Annotated in this window: 7 protein-coding genes; all 7 read left to right on the top strand. The window is 61.6% G+C overall.

The window, feature by feature from the left end; genetic code table 11:
* The first annotated feature begins 27 nt into the window (after positions 1–27).
* The 7 genes from BJF91_RS08650 to BJF91_RS08620 all read left to right on the top strand — a co-directional run bounded on the left by BJF91_RS08650 (position 28) and on the right by BJF91_RS08620 (position 20,338).
* Entirely contained in the window at positions 28–1,065 is a 1,038-nt protein-coding gene (locus BJF91_RS08650; RefSeq protein ID WP_075614089.1) for an NAD(P)-dependent alcohol dehydrogenase, read from the top strand.
* A gap of 729 nt (positions 1,066–1,794) precedes the next feature.
* Complete coding sequence (locus tag BJF91_RS08645; protein WP_162843845.1) at positions 1,795–3,093, top strand: NAD(P)/FAD-dependent oxidoreductase; 1,299 nt, start codon at positions 1,795–1,797, stop codon at positions 3,091–3,093.
* A gap of 503 nt (positions 3,094–3,596) precedes the next feature.
* Positions 3,597–4,055, top strand: coding sequence for a DUF2269 family protein (locus BJF91_RS08640; RefSeq protein WP_075614088.1), 459 nt, complete (start codon positions 3,597–3,599; stop codon positions 4,053–4,055).
* 62 nt (positions 4,056–4,117) lie between these two features.
* Positions 4,118–4,399 (top strand): acyl carrier protein, encoded by a 282-nt coding sequence (locus BJF91_RS08635; RefSeq protein ID WP_075614087.1) that lies wholly within the window; start codon positions 4,118–4,120, stop codon positions 4,397–4,399.
* Positions 4,400–4,559: 160 nt separating this feature from the next.
* Positions 4,560–5,447 carry a thioesterase domain-containing protein gene (locus BJF91_RS08630; protein ID WP_075614086.1) on the top strand — a complete coding sequence of 296 codons (888 nt, stop codon included), beginning with the start codon at positions 4,560–4,562 and terminating at the stop codon, positions 5,445–5,447.
* A 36-nt stretch (positions 5,448–5,483) separates the two neighbouring features.
* On the top strand, positions 5,484–13,124 hold the full coding sequence (locus BJF91_RS08625; protein WP_075614085.1) for a type I polyketide synthase: 7,641 nt from the start codon (positions 5,484–5,486) through the stop codon (positions 13,122–13,124).
* The gene (locus BJF91_RS08620) at positions 13,121–20,338 is read left to right on the top strand and encodes a beta-ketoacyl synthase N-terminal-like domain-containing protein (RefSeq protein WP_075614084.1); all 7,218 of its coding nucleotides are present in this window, start codon (positions 13,121–13,123) and stop codon (positions 20,336–20,338) included. The genes BJF91_RS08625 and BJF91_RS08620 overlap by 4 nt, the downstream gene beginning before the upstream one ends.
* Positions 20,339–20,348: the final 10 nt, after the last annotated feature.

Raw genomic sequence — 20,348 nt, 5'->3', positions numbered from 1 at the left:
ACTCCACGTCAAAACAGGATAATTCTCATGAAGGCACTGGTTCTTGAACGCAAAGGCGAACTCAAGCTGCGCGATATCGATCTTCCGTTGGATGTCGGTGTCGATGACGTAAAGATCGCCATTGATACGGTCGGCGTCTGCGGCAGTGATGTGCACTACTATACCCACGGCGCCATCGGCTCTTTCGTGGTGCGCGAACCGATGGTGCTCGGTCATGAGGCGGCGGGTACGGTAACCGAGGTTGGGGCGGGGGTGAAGCATCTGCGGGTCGGTGATCGCGTCTGCATGGAGCCTGGCGTGCCCAACATGTCGTCGCGGGCCTCCAAGCTCGGGATCTACAATGTCGATCCGGATGTTCGTTTCTGGGCCACGCCGCCCGTGCATGGCGTGCTGACGCCGAGCGTCGTCCACCCGGCGGCGTTTACCTACAAACTGCCCGACAATGTCAGTTTCGCCGAGGGCGCCATGGTCGAGCCCTTTGCGGTTGGACTGCAGGCCGCAACGCGCGCGAAAATCACCCCCGGCGATGTGGCCGTAGTGATCGGCTGCGGCCCGATCGGCATCATGACGGCGCTGGCTGCGCTGGCTGGCGGCTGCTCGAAAGTACTGGTCTCCGACCTCAGCGCACCCAAGCTCAACATCGCCGGACAGTACAGCGGCATCACGCCCGTCAATATCAAGGAAACGTCGCTTCTGGACGCGATTTCCAGTGTCACCGATGGCTGGGGCGCAGACATCGTCTTCGAGGCGAGCGGTAGCCCGAGAGCCCATCAGGGCATATTCGATCTGCTGCGGCCCGGCGGGGCGCTAGTTCTGGTCGGACTGCCGGTCGAACCGGTGGCTTTTGACGTGCCGGCGTCGATTTTCAAGGAAGCGCGGATCGAGACCGTTTTCCGTTATGCCAACAATTACGATCGTGCCGTCAACCTTATCGCGTCAGGCAAGGTCGATCTTAAGCCGCTGATCACCGAGACCTTTGCCTTCAACGACAGTATCGCCGCATTCGAGCGGGCGGCGAAGGGGTTGCCCGAGGATGTCAAGCTGCAGATCCGCGTCTCGGAATGAGTTAAACGAAGAGCCGTTGAAACGTCTCTTCGTATTTCATTTTCTGACATCGCGCCTCTGATGCATTTGAGATGTCAGGCATGCTGTCAAGGCGAGGATGCGTCAGCATGTCAGCGCCTTGGTATGATAGTGGCGGGAGGCGTGGGATGCAGAGACAAGGGGTGCGCTCCCCTCTGTATCTTTCCCCGCTATAAGGCCGATCCTCAGGCATCGACTTCCTGTCCGCCGCCTCATTCGTTCACTCGTCATCGCGTCGTCCTAGGAGGCTGGTATTGATGCCTATACGGCAAATGCGCTGTTCGTTGTGTCGCCATTTGTATGCGTTGATGATCTGACCGATTCACGCATTTGCCATCTCTATGGCAGGCGGCATGCCGCCGCCAAGGCGTTTCGTGGCGCGGGCAGAGGCTGCACGCTCACCCGGCGAACGCGGTCGTTCTCGCTGCTTTCGTGGAGTTTGTCATTAAACCTACTAAATTGTAGGGGAATGGTGTACGTGCACGCTGGAAAGGTGCCTTTTGTCAAAAAAACTTATTACTTCTGATTGTGTTCTTCGTTGACAGCTTGCCATTTATCGATATCTTTCTTTCCAGTAAAGGAACAGAAATTACAGAATTACACAGAAAATTTAGTGTAGCGAAATATTCCATGAAATATATCGGCGGATAAATTTGATCGTCGATTTCAACATTGCTTAATTCGAATATAATTTATTTATTGGAGGTATGTGTGGCATCCGTCGCTATTATTGGCTCCGGCATTTCCGGATTGAGTGCAGCTTATTTGCTCGACAAGGACTTTGATGTTCATGTGTTCGAGCAGGACGATCGACCCGGCGGCCATGCCAGCACCGTGGTCGTGGCCGACCCGGTCGGGCCGGTCGGGGTGGACACGGGTTTTATGGTGTTCAATCCGCAAAATTATCCGAAGCTTACCCGGTTTTTCAAGGAACTGAACGTTCCCCTCAACGAGCATTCCGGCGGTTTCAACTTCTTCGATGTCGATGACGGTACCTATTACGGCACCGAGGAATTCGAGAAGGACGAAGCCTATATCCGCGCGAATTATAGCCCGGAATTCGTTTCGGTCTGGGAGCAGGCAGATCGGCTGCTGCGCGAGGCGCCGCGCCATATCATGGAAGGCAAGTGCCAGATTCCATTGGATGAATATCTACATGTTCATGGCTATACCGATGAATTCATCAATGGCTACATGATCCAGATTTCATGCTCTTACTGGTCGGTGCCGGTCGAATTGGCGCTGAAATCACCGGCTATCATGGTGATCGGCATGTTCATCAACCATGGCCGTGATGGGCTTGGTGGCAAAGGCGTGAAGTGGCTGACGGTCAACGGTGGCGCCAAGGGTTATCTCGATCTGCTGATCGCGAGCCTGAAACGCAAGCCGAGGCTGAATTCGGCTGTTACCCAGGTTCGCACGCTTGCCGATGGCGTTGAGGTTGAGACGAACGGTGTTTGGGAACGCTTTGACTATGCGATCCTCGCAACCCATGCCGACCAGGCATTGAAATTGCTCGATAAACCGAGCGAAGAGCAGCAGGAAATTCTGGGCGCCTTCCGCTATAACGGATGCACCACGGTGCTGCATACTGATGCGAGCGTTCTGCCCGTTCCGCCAGAACGTTGGAAAAGCTGGAATTATGGCTGTCTGACCGTTGATGGCAAAAGGCGTCCCTATCTGGTCTATCACATGAATTCGATCCAGGGACTGAAGGCTGAACAGGACTATTTCGTCTCGCTTGATAGTCCGCTGCCGATCGATCCTGCCAAGGTGATCAAGACGTTCGAATACGAGCATCCGATCATCACTGTCGAAAGCAGCAATATGCAGGCACGCCTGTCTTCGCTGAATGAAGATGGACCGGTCTATTTCGCGGGCTCCTATTTTGCCGTCATGGATCTTGGTCCTGATTTTGTCGCCTTCCACGAAAGTGGCATTTATTCGGGCACACAGGCAGCGCGCATGTTGCGGCGTCGCGCGGCAGAGCCGGATCGGGCTTCGGCGTAAGCGCCGGCGCGGCCTGAAGGACCACGCGCAATTGGGCGATGGCAAAAAGGCTGATGCTGCTTCTAACGGTCGGATATGCCAATTATGTCAGAGACCTGTCATATCCGGCTCTTTGCGTAGAGGCGGTAGCGACTGCTTGATGTCAGGCGGCAACGAGGATTGTCCTTTGGTGGACTTGTCATCATCCTGCGCTTGAGCTGTCATCTTTCTCTCCTTGCTCCCTGCCCGTGAAGGGCAGGGTAGGATTGAAATGTTTCCGCGCTGTTGGCTCCGCGTCCGCCCACGCTGATCTTGCTCATGGTCCGGTGCGCGCCGGTCTCCTGGACTTGGCGCGCTAGCAAGAATTCAACCATCTGCCGGCTTGTTTGCGTCCGGTTGCTGCGGCGGTGGGCCGTCAGGTCCCAGCCATTTGATGCGTCGCATGAGTTCGTGGTCGCGAACTTGGCGCCCTTTAAGAGTTCGGACCCCTTGGTGGCCGGGCGCGAAACTGCGGGATTTGGATCATGTCTGAAGCGCTCCTGTTTGTTCATGTCTTCGCCGCGACAATGTTTCTCGGCAATATTGTCGTCACCGCCGTCTGGAAATGCATTGCAGATCGCAGTGATGATCTGAATTTATTGAGATATTCAATAAAAATCGTTTTCGTGACCGATTTTATATTTACATTTGGTGGTGCTATTCTGTTGGCGATAACCGGGAGTGTCATGATTGTGAATTACGGGTTTACAGCGGAAAACTCGCCATGGTTGTATTGTGGAGTCGGCGGATTTGCACTATCCGGACTATCCTGGGTAGTAGGTCTGGTCCCAAATCAATTTCGGCAACGGCGGCTTTTAAACGAGGCTTCCGATTTCGCCGCCATCGCCAAACCTTTCCGCGCTCTGGCCAGGCGCTGGTATGTCTGGGGTACAATGGCCAATGTCTTTGCCATAGCCGCCCTGTTTTTTATGGTCACGCGTTAATCTGCGCGCGGTGGCCGGGCTGATTTTAATAATCAATTTCAACTTACCAAAGGGGTAAATCAATGTCTGACGTTCAAACCAAGTTCAGCGCCGTTGAAGCCAAGGAGTGGCTGGTCGAGAAATTCGCCCATAAGCTCGGCGTCCCGGCTTCGGAAATCGACGAGAACAAGATCTTCACCGATTTCGGCCTCGACTCCACCGAAACGCTGGTTCTGGCCGGCGAGATGGAACAATGGCTGGGCTTTGAACTGCCGCCGACGGCCATGTGGTATCATCCGACGATCGAAAAGCTGTCCCATTACCTTGTCATCGCCAAAGACCTCTTCGAAAGAGGCGAACTCTGAGCCAACAGGTGGCGCGTTGTCGTTGACGCGCCAGACCTGTTGCGGTTCTGGCACCGTAAATTTCTGAAAACTAGGCGTGATTTGCCCTTGAGATGCCGGGAATGTTCCCGGCGTCCAAGGCACGGGGACGTGCGCGCCGCAATCCAGCGAGGTATGCCTGATGGAGATGCCGAAGTCTGTAAGTGAGATCGTCCGCCGCGACGACGCCGAGGTGACCGTGATCTGTATCCATCCCGGCGGCATGCCGGTGCGCAGCTACACGCATTTAGCCGAGCGGCTGGCGGGATATTCCTGGCATCTGGTGGAACTGTCGCTCAACAAGCGCTACGCCTCAATGCTGGGCAAGACCGACCTGCCGGAAGAAGCGCTGCGGCTGATCGCCGACGAAGTCATCGAGGGTCTCGGCGAAATCTGGAATGCCAAGCGGATCTGTCTTCTGGGCTGGTCGTTTGGTGGCGTTCTCGCCTGCGAACTGGCGAGCCGGCGTGCCGAGGAGGGGTGCGGCGTGGTGCTGCTCGATAGTATTGCGCCCTCGCTGTTCAACGGCGTAATGACCCAAGAGCAGACCGAACGGCTGACCGAACTCGGCCGTTCGCAGGTGGTTCGCGTTCGCTGGTTTGCGGATTATATCTGCGCCTTGAAGCAGGTCGATTGGGATGTGGCGGGCAGCGACGCACATCGCCTCAGCGAAGACGAATTGATCGAGCTGATGCGTGTTCAGCTGATCGCGGCCGGCGGCTTTCCAGAGACCACCAGTTTCGTGGGTTTCTCCAAGGTCTACCGCGAATTCTCCCGCGGCATGAACCGCAATATTGCGGTCATCCTGGCCTACAGGCCGGAAGCCTACCGCTTTCCACTGCATCTGGTCCGCTCGGACTATCCTTTATACGAGATTTTTCATCTGCATCACGACCTCGGCTGGGGCCACCTGGCGCCCCAGCGCACGGTCACCAGCCTGCCGTTCGGCCATTACGACATGTTGCTGAACCCGCAGGCTCTCGAGCATATTTCAACGCATATTGAAGATATATCGCGCCGTTTGATCTGAATTTTTTGACGAAATCCTTTTGGAAGGGGCTTAATAATGGACGGGTTTTCCCAGCGCACACACGAGGCTTTTTCTCCCATCGCGATTGTTGGTGTCGGAGCACTTTTTCCCGAAGCCAAGAATGCCGATGAATACTGGAACAATATTGTCAGGGGCCGGGATTGCCTGAAGGATGTTCCGGAGACCCATTGGAAGATTTCCGATTATTACGACCCCGATCCGTCCACCCCGGATAAGACCTATGCCCGCCGGGGCGGCTTCATTCCGGAGACGGCGTTTAGTCCCGTCGAATTCGGCCTGCCGCCGACCCAGCTTGACGTCACCGACATCCTGCAGATCCTTAGCCTCAGCGTAGCCAAGCAGACCTTTCTCGACGCCGGCTACGATCACACCAAACTGAACCGCGACAAAACCGGCGTCGTGCTCGGCATCACCGGTGCCAATTCCCTGGTGACGCCGCTCACCTCGCGCCTGCAATATCCGCTTTGGCAGAAAGTGCTGGAAAGCCGAGGTCTCTCCCAGGCCCAGATCGACGATATCGTTGAGACGCTGAAGCTGGCCTATGCGCCCTGGGAGGAAAACTCCTTCCCGGGCATGCTCGGCAATGTCGTTGCCGGGCGCGTTGCCAACCGCTTCGACCTTGGCGGCATCAATTGCACGGTCGATGCGGCCTGCGCCAGTTCGCTGGCGGCGATGCGCATGGCGATCGACGAGCTGCATAGCGGCCGCGCCGACATGATGCTGACCGGCGGCTGCGACGCCGAAAACACCATCCTGATGTATATGTGCTTTTCCAAGACGCCCGCCTTCAGCAAGAAGGGGGTGATTTCGCCTTTCGACGAGAACGCAGATGGCACGCTGATCGGCGAAGGCATGGGCATGATGCTGCTGAAGCGGCTGGAAGATGCCGAGCGCGATGGCGATCAGGTCTATGCGGTTATCAAAGGCCTTGGCTCGGGCAGCGACGGCCGCTTCAAGAGCATTTACGCTCCGCGCGCCGCAGGTCAGGTCAAGGCGTTGCAACGCGCCTACCAGCAGGCCGGCATTTCGCCCCATGACGTCGATCTGTGGGAAGCGCATGGTACCGGCACGGCGGTCGGCGACGCCACCGAAGTCGAGGGCATCAAGGCCTTCCTCAATGGTTGGCAGACCGATGGCACCTCCTCGCCGATCGCGCTCGGATCGGTCAAGTCGCAGATCGGTCATACCAAGGCTGCTGCCGGTGCCGCGTCTGCCATCAAGGCTGCGCTGGCCCTGCAGCATGGCGTATTGCCTCCGACCATCAACATCAACAAGCCGGACCCGAAGCTCGGCCTGCAGGATACCGCGCTCTATCTGAATTCCATGTCCCGGCCCTGGTTTCGCGATCCGAAGACCGGCAAGCGCCGGGTTGGCGTCAGCGCCTTTGGCTTCGGCGGCACCAATTTCCATCTCGTGCTTGAAGAGGCGCCACAGACCGTCAAACAGCCGAAACTGCGCACCGTTCTGCCCCGTCCGGTACTGCTGACCGCTGCCGATGTCGCCGGGCTGATCACCCGCTGCGAGGCACTTTTGACTGCAACGGGCGAGGCCGCCTGGCCGTTCGAAAGTCAGGCTCCGGCCAATCAGCCGCGCCTCGGTTTCGTCGCCGGCGATGAGACTGTTCGCGTGGCTCAGCTGCGCGAGGCAATCCAGCTGTTGAAGAGCCGCCCGGCAACCGACGCCTGGCGTCACCCGAAGGGCATTTCCTTCCGCCCGGCAGCGCTTGCCGGTGTCAAGCTTGGCGGTTTGTTTGCCGGCCAGGGCTCGCAGCATCCGAATATGGGCCGCATGGCTTCGGTTGGCATTTCCGCACTGCGGGATTTCGTTGGCGCAGCTGATGCGCTGTTTGCCAAGGATGGAGCCGCGCCGCTCAGCCGGGTGATGTACCCGATCCCGGCCTATGACGATGCCGAGCGCAAGCAGCAGGAGCAGGCGCTGCGGCGCACGCAATATGCCCAGACCGCTATCGGCGCGCTTTCGGCTGGCCATTATCGCTGGTTGCAGGACCTTGGTCTGAAGCTCGATGCCGCCGCCGGCCATAGCTTTGGCGAGTTGACGGCGCTTTGGGCCTCCGGCGCGCTGAGCGATGCGGATTTCACGGCACTTGCCAAGGCGCGTGGCGATGCCATGGCGGCTGTAACCGGCGATGGCGCCAGCACGATGACGGCGGTCAAGGCCAGCCGCGCAGCGCTGCAAGACTTGATCGCCGCCACCAAGGGCAGTGTCCATTTCTGCAATCTCAACACGCCCAAGCAGACCGTGGTCGGCGGTACGGTCGAGGCCATCGAGCAGTTCGAGGCAGCGCTGAAGGCTGCTTCCATCGGCTTCGTCAGGCTGAATGTTGCCGGTGCCTTCCACACGCCGCAGGTGGAAGGGGCCGTTGCCACCTTTGCCGCCGCCATCGACCAGATCGGCTTTGCCGCACCGCAGATCCCTGTCTATGCCAACCGCAACGGCAAGCCTTACGCCGCAGAGCCGGCAGAGGTCGCGGCCCAACTCAAGGGCCAGCTGCGCGAGCCGGTGGAATTCATCGACATCATCGAACAGATGTACGCCGATGGCGTCAGGATCTTCGTGGAATTTGGCCCGCGCTCAACGCTTTCCAAAATGGCCTCGGATATCCTCGGCGACCGTCCGTATCTGACCGTGGCGCTCGACCAGGGACAGCCGGAGCGCAGCGATGCCGCGCTTATTGAAGCCGTCGTCGATCTCGCGGTTGCCGGTGTGGCACTTGCCAATCCGGTGACCGTGCCGGTTGCCATCGACGGCCCGGCCAAAAAGGGTGAGATCAATCTGATCGGTGTCAACTATGTCTCGCCGACCCGGAAAGACGCCTTTGCCAAGGCGCTCGCCAATCCTGTCGTCGTCGCACAGCCGGCGGCGAAACCGGTCGCCGCGGCCGCTGCTGCCCCGGTCGCCGTCCCCGCCAGCCCGGTAGCGCCGCCAGCGCCACGTCCAGCCGCCGCGGCTGCAAAGGTTGCTGTCGACAAGGTCGTGGAAAAGGTTGCAGCACCTGCCGCGCTCAAGCCTGCCGCTGCCGTCTCGGCTCCTTCCTCCACCGTGCCGGTTACCGTTTCCATGGTGGCGCCAGCCGCCGGGTCCTCACTCGCGGAGAAAACCATGACTTTCTCGAAAACCGAAGCGTCGCACCCGCCTTCCCTGGCCTTCGGCGGTGGCGATCTCGTGGCCGAACTTGCCCGCTCGAATGGCGAGTTGCACCGCGAGTATCTGAAATTCGAGCAAAACACCTTGCAGGCGCTGATGCACAATGCCGGCGACCTGACCGCCGCCCATGTCGATGTGCTCGGTGAAATCCACGCCGAGACCAATCTCACGCACCGCGAATTCATGCGCAGTCTGCCGAGCCTGTTTCTGGGTGGTGATCTACCGGCTGCCCACGTGCGCACCGTGGAGCACGAGCCGGTGCGGGAGCCGGTCAAGCGGCTGATCGAATCCGCCGTTGCCCATGCGGCTCCGGCGGCTCAAGCCGCTCCGCTGGCAACGCCGGTGCAGGCCAAGGCGCCGGCAGCCCCGGTTCCCGGACCTGTTCCTGTGCCACTAAAGCCGGTCGCTGCCGCCCCTGTCGCAGCGCCCGTTGTCGCTGCGCCGAAACCGGTGGTGACGGCTCCTGTGGTCGCCACCGCCCCATCTGCTGCGAGCCAAGCGTCGGTTCGCGATGCGCTTCTCGCTGTCGTCAGTGAAAAGACCGGCTACCCTGCCGAAGTCATTGATCTCGATATGGACCTGGAAGCCGATCTTGGCATCGACTCGATCAAGCGTGTCGAAATCCTCGGCTCGTTGAAGGAACGCCTGCCGCAGATGGCCGAGCTGTCTCCTGACCGCATGGGCGAGCTGCGAACGCTGGCCCAGATCCTCGAACTGGCCGGATCGGTCGCAGCACCTGCTGCAGCCCCGATTTCGGTTCCCTCCCATCCGGCCGCGCAGCCCGTCGCTGCATCCAAAGCCCCACCGCCGGCGGCGACCGCCCCAGCTGTTGCGGCCGGAGCCACCCGTGAGGCGCTTCTCGCCGTCGTCAGCGAGAAGACCGGTTACCCGACCGATGTCATCGATCTCGACATGGACCTGGAAGCCGATCTCGGGATCGACTCGATCAAGCGTGTGGAAATCCTCGGCTCGTTGAAGGAGCGCCTGCCGCAAATGGCCGAGCTGTCTCCTGACCGCATGGGCGAGCTGCGCACACTGGCTCAGATCCTCGATCTCGTCGGCTCCTCTGCTCCGGCCGCCAGCGCCCCGGTTGCTGCTGCTGCGACCGGCGCTTCCGCCGGTGCGGTCCGCGAAGCCCTGCTTGCCGTGGTCAGCGAAAAGACCGGCTATCCCTCCGATGTCATCGATCTCGACATGGATCTTGAAGCCGATCTCGGCATCGACTCGATCAAGCGTGTGGAAATTCTCGGCGCGCTGAAGGAGCGTCTGCCGCAGATGGCGGAGCTGTCTCCCGATCGCATGGGCGAGCTGCGCACACTGGCCCAGATCCTTGACCTCGTCGGTTCATCGGCGCCGGCTGCCCCAGTCGCTGCTTACAGCGCTCCGGCTCCGGCCGCCGCTGCCAGCGCTCCGGCTCCGGCCGCCGCTGCCAGCGCTCCCGTTGGGGCAGTGCGGGAAGCCCTGCTTGCCGTCGTCAGCGAAAAGACCGGTTACCCGGCCGACGTGATCGACCTCGACATGGATCTGGAAGCCGATCTCGGGATTGACTCGATCAAGCGCGTGGAAATCCTCGGCTCGTTGAAGGAACGCCTGCCGCAGATGGCGGAGCTGTCTCCCGATCGTATGGCCGAGTTGCGCACATTGGGCCAAATCCTAGCCCTTGCCAGTGACGGTTCTGCTCCTGCAGCAGCCCCGGCAGTTGTCGCCGCGCCTGTTGCATCGGCTCCGGTTTCCGCCGTTAACGCTCCTGCCGGTCTACCCGCCGGGGCCGTGCGTGAAGCGCTTCTCGCTGTTGTCAGCGAGAAGACCGGTTATCCGACCGATGTGATCGATCTCAACATGGATCTTGAAGCGGATCTCGGCATCGACTCGATCAAACGGGTGGAAATCCTAGGCTCGCTGAAGGAGCGCCTGCCGCAGATGGCGGAACTCTCTCCTGACCGCATGGGCGAACTGCGCACGCTGGCCCAGATCCTGGCGCTTGCCGAAGCGGGTACTGGAGCAGAAACCTCCGCCGCACCGCTTGCCACACAGCCGGCCGCTGCCGCTGAGGAAGAAGACGACCTGATCGGCCGTGGCGTCGTCACGCTGGTCCCGGCGCCGCTCGATCTGCTGCTGCCGGAGCCTTTCCGCAAGGGCGCCAAGCTGCTGATCACGGGTCGGGACGACGTGCTGATCCAGTCTCTGCAAAAGACCCTGAAAAACAAGGGTGTCGATGCCGTCTGGCTGCGCTTTGAAGGCAAGGCCGCCAAGAATGCCCAGCAGCTGGTTGCCGGCAAGGACGAGGCCGAACTCAAGCAGCAATTCGAAGAGCAAGGCCCCTTCGATGGCGTGATATATGTCCATCCGAAGACCATTGACAATGCGCTTCCGGCTGCCGAAAGCGACGCCTCCGTGCAATGGCTGAAGCGGCTGCTGACGCTGGCAAAGCTGTCGATCACGTCGCTGACGGCCCGTGCCATCGAAGGGCGCACGCTGTTCGTGACCCTGTCGCGGATGGATGGCGGTCTCGGTTACCACAATGGCAGCCTTGCAACTGTTGCCGCCGGTGCACTCTCCGGTCTTGTTAAAACCTTCGCCGCCGAAGCGCCGCCGGTCTTTGCCCGTGCCGTGGATATCGCCCCCAGTATCGACGATGCCGCTGCCGCCGATCTGCTGGTCCAGGAACTGTTCGATGCCCGCCATGGAACGACCGAAATTGGCCTGGATGGTCATAGCCGCTGGAAACCGACCATCGACGTCATCTCGTCCAGCGATGCCCAGATTGTTGCTGATCCCGATGAATTGTTCATCGTCACCGGCGGTGCCCGGGGTGTCACGGCCGATTGCGTCATGGCGCTGGCCGCCAGCGGTCCCCGCCGCTTCCTGCTGCTTGGCCGTTCTGCCCTTGAGGCTGAGCCGGCCTGGGCCGCCGGCCTTGCCACCGATGCCCAGCTGAAGGGGGCTGCCCTCGTTGCGCTGCGGGAAGGATCGGCTCCGGTCACGCCGAAGCTGATCGATCAGACGGTGCGCGGCGTGCTTGCCGGCCGGGAAATCCGCGAACTGCTCGCAGCGCTCGAAAAGCTCGGCAGCCAGGCAAGCTATCTGTCGCTCGACATTTCCTCGCCCGCCATTGCCAGCCTCGGCGCGCATCCTGAGATCGTCAACGCCAAGAAGATCAGCCTCGTGCATGGCGCCGGCGCGCTTGCCGATGCGGCGATTGCCCAGAAGAAGATCGCCGACATGGACCGGGTCTTCACCCCGAAGATCTTCGGCCTTGCCGGCCTCATCAAGGCGCTGGCGGACAAGCCTTTCCACCGGGTGGTGCTATTCTCCTCGGTCGCCGGCCTGTTCGGCAATCCGGGACAGGCCGACTATGCCATGGCCAATGACATGCTGAACCGCTTCGCGGCCAGCCAGTCGACCAAGGGAACAGATGTGCGGGCGATCAACTGGGGTCCGTGGCTCGGCGGCATGGTTACACCTGAAATCCGCGAGATCTTCATGAAGCGCGGCGTACCGATCATTCCCCGTGATGTCGGTGGTCAGTTCTTCGCCAAGGAGACCGCCATGCCGCTGCCTTCGACCGGCGCGGTTCTGGTGGGCGGCCTGAAGCCGATCAATGCCCGCTTCGTGCCGCTGGCCGATCTGCCGCAGGAGCCGCGAAAGCTGTCGCTGAGCGGTACCCTCTGGAAGGACTCGGTTCTGCTCGACGCCCACCAGATCAAGGGCAATCCGGTCGTGCCTGCCGCCTTCGTGCTGGGGCTCGTGGCCGAAGGGCTGGAAAACCTCCTGCCCGGCTGGAGCTTCAGCGGCTTCGATCGGTTCAGCGTCCTCAGCGGCCTTGTGATCAATAAGGATTGGCGCGGGGAATTCGAACTGTCGCTCAGTGCCCTGCGGCCTGAAACGACAGAGGCTGCGCGGCTCGACGTGATGCTCACCGATGCCTCGGGCCGGCCGCGCTACAAGGCCGAGAATGTCCTGATGCGAAAGGCCGCCTTCACACCGCCGCTGCCGGGCCAGCCCCTGCCTTCGCTCGATAACGCGGTCTCAGCCGCTGGCTTCTACAGCGACGGTACGCTGTTCCACGGCGAGAGCCTGCAACTGCTACACACCTATCGCAAGCTTGACGACGGCAACTATCTGTTCCGCGTCAGCCAGCCGCCGGTGGGCCTGAGCGCCTCCCGCAACGGCTTTGCCGACAGCGGTCTCTTCGATGCGGTTGCCGGTGATGCTGTGCTGCAGGTGGCGTTGGCCGCCACCAGGCTCGAGGCAGGCAGCGCCAGCCTGCCAATGCGACTGTCCACGGCAGGCCTCGTTACCAAGCCAGAGCCCGGTGCGGATTGGCTGATCGCCGCCCGCCTCAAGGCCAACCGCAGCCAGGAACTGGATTGGGATCTGACTGGCTTCGACCTTGCCGGCCGCACCCAGCTGCAGTTGGTGGCCACCACTGTGAAGCATAACGAGGCCCCGGCGTCCGAAACGACCAAGACCATCGAGGCCGTCAAATGAGCCGGATCGCCATCACTGCCCTGTCGCTCTGCTTTCCGGGTGCCAACGACCTCGATAGCTATTGGCGCAATCTTCTCGCAAAACAGGACTCCCGCTCCACGGGCGGGGTCCAGGACTTCAGGATCGATCCGTTCTTTCTTGAAGACAATCTTGCCGATGTCGATCAGGTGCGCTGGCGCCGCGGCGGCTTCATTGATCTCGACACCTTGATCGGCGACGTGGCCGCAGCGACCGGCGAAACCGATGGCCGCTCCTGGCAGCTGGACCTGCCCTGGCAGCTCGCCCGCCGGGTGGCGCAGGAGGCACTCCAGGAAAGCCAGCTCGGCGAGCGGGTCGATCTTGGCCGCGTCGGTCTGGTGCTCGGCAATTACACCTTCCCGACCTTCGCCTCCAACAATGCGGTCGTGCCGGTATGGGAACGGGAGTTGGCTGCCGGTCTCGAAGAAGGCTTTGGCCTTGCGCAGGGCGCACTGACGGACAATGCCTTGCATCCGCCGAAAGCCGAGCATGGCGTACTGAGCGCGGACGGCATCCATTCCGTCACGCGCGGTCTGTCGCTCGGCGGCCCGAGCTTCAGCCTCGATGCGGCCTGCTCTTCCTCGCTTTATGCCATCGAACTCGCCTCCGCCTATCTGCGCAGCGGCCAGGCGGATGCGATGCTGGCCGGCGGCATCTGCTTGCCAGACCCCTGGCTGATCCATGTCTCCTTCGGCGACCTTGGGGCCTTCCCCAACAACGGCGTCAGCCAGCCTTTCGACAACAGGTCGGACGGCATTGTCACCGGCCAAGGGGCAAGCGTCGTGGTGCTGCGCCGGCTGGACGATGCGCTGCGCGATGGCGACCGCATCCTGGCGATCATTGAGAGCGTCGGCCTCTCCAATGACGGCACGGGCCAGCATATGCTGGTGCCCAACGCCGATGGTCAGCGTCTTGCCTATCAGCGCGCCTATGCCCGCACCACGGTGCAGCCTAGCGAAATCGACTATGTCGAATGCCACGCAACCGGCACGCCACTCGGCGACCGCACGGAACTGACCTCGCTGCAACGCTTCTTCGGCGCCGATGCGCAGCATTTTCCGCTGATCGGCTCCGTCAAGGCCAATGTCGGTCACCTGCTGACCGTGGCAGGCATGAGCAGTCTCGCCAAGGTCATCCTGGCCATGCAGGAAGGCACGATCCCGGCCACGCCGGGCGTTGGCCAGGTGCAACAGAGCATCGAAGCGCCGGGCATGGAACGCCAACTGGTGGTCGAAAACCAGGCTTGGCCGACGCCGGTCGGTCAGCGCCGCGCTGCGATTTCCGCCTTCGGTTTCGGCGGCACCAATGCGCATATGGTCGTCTCCGACGACCGGACCAGCCATGCTGCGCCCGCAGACGGTGCGCTGCAGCCGCCGCCGCTCGAAATCCGAGGCATGGCCGCTCATTATGGAGGTGCTGCCAGCCTCAAAGCCTTCGAGGCAGCCTCTTTTGGCGGGAACCCTGCCTGGTCTGCACCGTCCAGCCGCCGCTGGCGCGGTGCGCCCTCAGCCGATAGCGCCCCGCCGCAGGCCTGCATCGACAGCTATGACATCGATTTCCTGCGCAACCGCATTCCGCCCGCCGAGACCGAGGCTTTCAATGCCCAGCAAGGTCTCGTGCTGAAGGTGGCTAATGAGGCGCTGATCGATGCCGGCTTCGGCCAGGTTGGCGAAAAGCGCGCGGCCCGGCCCGTTGCCGTGCTCGTGGTATTGGAACTCGACCTCAGCGCCCATCTGCGTCGTGGCCGCACCCTGGTGCCTGACTGGATCGACAAGGCGCTGGCTCGCCAGGGTGTCGAACTCGATGCCGGCGAGCGTCAGGCACTGATCGAGGCCTGCAAGAGCGCCGTGCTCGGGCCGCTGCGTTCGACTGAAATCACCAGCTATATCGGCAATATCTGTGCCAGCCGCATCGCCTCGCAGTGGAATTTCACCGGCCCGGTCTTCACTCTGTCGGCAGGTATGCTTGGCGTTGCCTATGCAGTGGAACAGGCCGGCCTGATGATGGCCGACGGCAAGGCGGAAGCCGCCCTTGTGGTGGCTGTCGATCTCAATGCCGGGCTAGAGGCCTATGCTCTGGAACAGGCCGGAACGCCTGATGCCTCGATCTCGCTTGGCGACGGCGCTGGTGCGATCGTTTTGGCACCGGCAAATGTCGAAGCCACGGCGGCCCCTTACGCCGTGCTCGACCGGATCGCCATCAGCCACTCCAGTGCCGGCGATGCGGCAGGGGTAGCGCTCGGCGCCATTGCCGATGGCTACCGGCTCGATCTCATCGACATGGCCGGCAGGGTCGGCGGCCTTGGCGCGGAACTGGTGGCGGTTGCGTCACATGCGCCCGGTGCTGTCGTCAGCGGTGTCGAGCATGTCAGCGGCCACTGTAAGGTTGCCCAGCCGATGGCGGCGCTGATCCGCGCAGCACTTTGCCTCTCCGGTCGCTATCTGCCTGCGACACCGCCCACTTGGCTGGAGGCGCTGGCCAACAGCGAATTGGTCACGGCGGTCGATCAGGCCGGTCTCGGGCTTCTGGCGGAGAGTGTGCCGTGGTTGCGCGCGGAACGAAGCCGACCTTTAAGCGCCGGCGTTGGCGCGGTCGGCCCGTTCGGCAGTTACGCCGCCTTCCGGTTGACGGAGGCAAGCGCCGAGGTGGTGCGCCAGCCGGAAACCGATTTGCCGCCCTTCCTGCCTGTTATGGCCGAAAGCCGTGCGGCGCTGTCTGCGGTGCTCGATACGGTGATCGCCGCGCTTGAACAGGGCGCGGCCTGGCAAGCCTTGCAGGTGGACGCGCTTCGGCGTCAAGGCGCGCAAGGCGGCGTTGGTCCGCAGGGGCGAGTGCTGGTACTTTCTGGCCGCGACGGCGTGCATCTGCTCACCGAGGCACGCCAGGCGCAGAAATTCCTGCGCGACAGCTCTGGCGCCGAATTCCAGACCCCGGCCGGCAGCTATTTCACCGACAAACCGCTCGGCAATGCTGGCAAAATCGCCTTCATGTATCCCGGCGGTTTCAACAGCTTCCCGCATCTCGGCCGCACGTTGCTGCGTCATTACCCCGACAGTTTGAGGGCTTTTGAGACGACCGTCGAAGATCCGGCGGGTGTGCTCTGCCACGACCAGCTTTATCCTCGCCACAAGCCGGGTCAGGACACGACGACGCGGCTGATGCAGGCCGAAGAGGGCATGCAGCAGGATATCGCTGCAATGATGAAGACCGGCGTCGGCTTCGCGCTGATCTACACGGCGCTGCTGCGGGAGCGCTTCGGCGTGCGGGCTGAAGGCGCGCTCGGTTATTCCATGGGCGAAGTCAGCATGCTCTTCGCCAACGGCATTTGGCCGATCGATCAGCATGGGATGCGCAACGATCTGCCACTGTTTGAAACCTTCATCGGCGGCCCACGCCAGGTGGTGCGCGACAGTTTCGACCTGCCGGCGGATGTGCGTGACACCAAGGTCTGGGCGGCGCATGTGTTGCTGGCGCCGGTCGAAGAGGTCCGGGCTGCGGTCGATGCGCGCACGGATGTGTTCGTGACGCATGTCAACGGACTGAAGGAAGTGATGATTGCCGGCCTGCCTGATGGCGTCAGTGCCGTGGTCAAGCAGCTTGCCGGTTATGCCGCCTATCGCAGTCCGGTCTCGCATGTGCTGCATGTGCCGTTGCTGCGGCGGGTGGCGGATCATATCTCGGCCCTGCACGATCATCCGACCTTCGCGCCGCCTGAGGGGCTGCAGCTCTACACGACATCGACCTATGGACTGATGAGCGATTTCAGCCGCGAGGGCCTGTCGCGCACCATTACCGATGTCATGTGCCAGCAGGTGGATTTTGCCCGGTTGGTCGACAAGGCCTATGATGACGGCTACCGCATCTTCATCGAATGCGGCCCGTCCGCCACCTGCGCCCGCTGGGTTGGCGCTTGCCTTGCCGGACGCGATCATCTGTCGATCAATCTCAACCAGCGCGGGGCCGAAGATGGCCGCAGCCTGCTGGCGGCCTTGGCGCGGCTGGTGTCGCACGGCGTTGTCGTCGATCTCACAAGCCTTGTCCCGGCGGAGCCGGCTCCTCGCTCAAAGACCGTCATCAGCCTGCAACCGGGCGGCAAGCCGCTGCATGCCACGGCCAGCGAAACCGCAAGGCCTCTGACAGTGAGGCCCATTACAGTTGCGACGGCAAGCCAGCCTAACGCCCCGACGATCCCTTCGGTGGTCTGGGGCCCAACACCGGCCTTCCTGGCCGCTGGTCTGTCGACGACTGCACCGGTTGGCGCCCCTGATCATGCCGGTGCCGATCTGCCTGTGGAAACCGTGGCTTTGCCGGACATCCAGATGCCAGCGCACGTCGAGGCTGCTGCCGAGATCGAAGCACCGCTCGATGCTTACGCGGTTGACGCTGATCTAGCCCTTGAGCCGGCCACGGCTGCGCCGGCTCTCGTCCCCCTTTCCCTGAACTCTGTCGAAGCGGAACACCCCGTCATGGCCAAGAACACCACCGTCAGCCAGGATCAGTCCGAGCGCATTGCACAGGCCGTGGAAGCCTTCCTGCAGCGCCAGCGGCTCGGCCACCAGACTTTCCTGCAAACTCAGTCCGATCTGGTCAGCCTCTGGCGCCAGCACGCAACCGCCTCCACCGTCGCTATCGGCGAACGCCGCAGCACGGCCAAGGGCCCGACCATCGACGCAGCACCCGTGGTGGAAATCGAGCGGCCGCGTCCGGCACCCGTTGCGGCAAGCCCGGTGGTAGTGCCTCCGGCTCCGGTCGCGCCTGTACCGGTTGCTCAGGCAGCGGCCGTAGCGCGGAGCGAAAAGCAGGACAAAGGCTGGCTGTTCGACGAACAAGACCTGCTGACCTACGCGACCGGCAAGGTTGCCGATGTCCTCGGCCCGCAATTTGCCTCGATCGATGCCAATCCGGTGCGGGTCCGGCTGCCGGCGCCACCCTATTTCTTCGTCTCCCGCGTTATCAGCACCACGGCGGAATTCGGTAAATACGAACGCTGCTCGATGGTGACGGAATACGATATTCCTGCTGATGCCTGGTATCTCACTGACGGCCAGATGTCTCCCGGCGTTGCCTCGGAATCCGGACAGGCGGTGCTGCTGCTGGTGGCACTGCTCGGCATCGATTTCAAGAACAAGGGCGTGCGCAAATACCGGCTTCTCGATGGCCAGTTGAAGTTCATGGGCCGGCTGCCACGTGCCGGTGATACGCTGCGCTTCGACATCGTCATCGAGCGCTTCGTCTGGCAGGGCGATGGTCTTGTCTTCTTCTTCAGCTATGACGCCTATGTCGGCAGCGAAAAGCTGTTCGAACTGAAGAACGGTTGTGCCGGCTTTTTCTCCCCGGACGAGCTTAAGGCCAATGGTGGTGTGCTGATCAAGCAGGCTCCGGCAGCCCCCTTGGAACTGGTCAAGCCGCTCCTGCCGCGCAGCCGTGAGACGCTGGAGAAAGCCGATCTCGTCGCGCTGTCCGAGGGCAGGATCGCCGATGTGTTCGGCCTCCGGTTCCAACATCCCGAAAGCGGCACCTCGATCGCCCTGCCGCCGGAAATGCTGCTAATGGTCGACCGGGTCACCAATCTGGGCTCCTGGCAGGGCGAGCATTATGTGGTCGAGGCCGAGAAGAGCTTTGATGCCACTGGCTGGTATTACAACGCCCATTTTGTCGACGATCCGGTCGTGCCGGGTTCGCTGGTCGCAGAAGGTGCCACCCAGCTGCTCAAGGTCTATCTGATCGCCAATGGCATGCACCATTGCTTTGCCGATGGCGTCTTCGAGCCCGTCACCGACCGGTCCATGCAGATCACGGCCCGCAGCCATATCACCGTGCCGCGCGACATCCCGGGCGCGATCAAGAAAGTGCATTACAAGCTCTATATCCAGGAAAGCGGCCTGCTGCCCCGGCCTTACGTGGTTGCAGACGTGATCGTCTATGACGACGAGGGCAAGGCACTGGTGCGGCTGCACAATCTCGGCCTGCAGGTCGTGGAAAAGCCCGGCGCATCTATCGAGCCCAGCTTCGGCGACCCCAACTGGTTCAGCGGCCGCAAGACTAAGGACGGCGAAAAGGTGGTGTTGAACGAACTCAGCATGCATCACGCCGCCAAGGGCGAGCTGCGCATAGGTCTCGGGCCGGAATTTGCCATCTATGGCGAAAAGCTGCGGGGACCGCATATCCCGAACGGCTGCTTCCAGTTCGTCGACCGCTGCCTGGAAACGACGGGCAAGCGCAACGACATCAAGGTCGGCGCCGTCATGGATACGGAATACGATGCCGCCGCCGACAGCTGGTATTTCAAGGAGAACAGCCACCCGCACATTCCGAATTTCGTGGTGCTGGAATCGGCGCTGCAGGCGGCAATCCTCAATGGCTATGCGCTGGGACCGACACTGAAATATCCTGACCGGGAATATTCGATCCGCAATCTCGATGGCACGGCGGTCTATCTCTCCGATCCCGATGTGCGCGGCACGACGATCCGCCACAGCCAGAAACTGCTCAGCAATGCCTTGGTGCCGGATTCGATCCTGCAGAGTTTCGACTTCAATCTGAAGGTCGATGGTCAGCCTTTCTACCAGGGCCAGTCCTCCTTCGGTTACTTCACGGCGAAAGCACTGGAAAACCAGCTTGGCCTCGACCAGGGCAAGCTCAGCCGCTTCTGGCTGGAGGACAACGGCGCCAAGACCGAAGAGATCGATCTCCTAAACCCGACCTCCGCCGGTCTGTTCGAGGGCAGTCAGGACAAGCCTTATTGGCGCCTGCCGCCCGGCCATCGCTTCCGCCTGCTCCACAAGGCGACGATTGCCCGCGAAGGCGGCAAGTTCGGGCTGGGCTATGTCAAGGGCGAGCGGGCGATCCATGCCGGCGAGTGGTATTTCACCAACCACTTCCACCGCGATCCGGTCATGCCCGGTTCGCTCGGCCTGGAGGCAATCCTGCAATCCATGCAGTTGTTCGCAATCCGCGCCGGCCTTGATGCGGGCATCGAAAACCCGCGCTTTGGCATCGCCGTCGGCGTGCCTGTTGTCTGGCGCTACCGCGGCCAGTTGCAGCGCACCGACAAGCACATGAATCTCGAAGTGCATATCAAGGAAATCCGCCGCGAGGACCAGGGCTTGGTGGTGATCGCCGATACCGATTTGTTCAACGACCGGCTGCGTATCTACGAAGCCTTGTCGATGAGCATTTCCATCAAGGCTGCCTAGGAGGATATGT

Source organism: Gillisella taibaishanensis (assembly GCF_001938985.1).
GTDB lineage: Bacteria > Pseudomonadota > Alphaproteobacteria > Rhizobiales > Rhizobiaceae > Allorhizobium > Allorhizobium taibaishanense.
The sequence above is the reverse complement of the archived record's forward strand: the minus strand, read 5'-3'. Positions and strand labels throughout refer to the sequence as shown.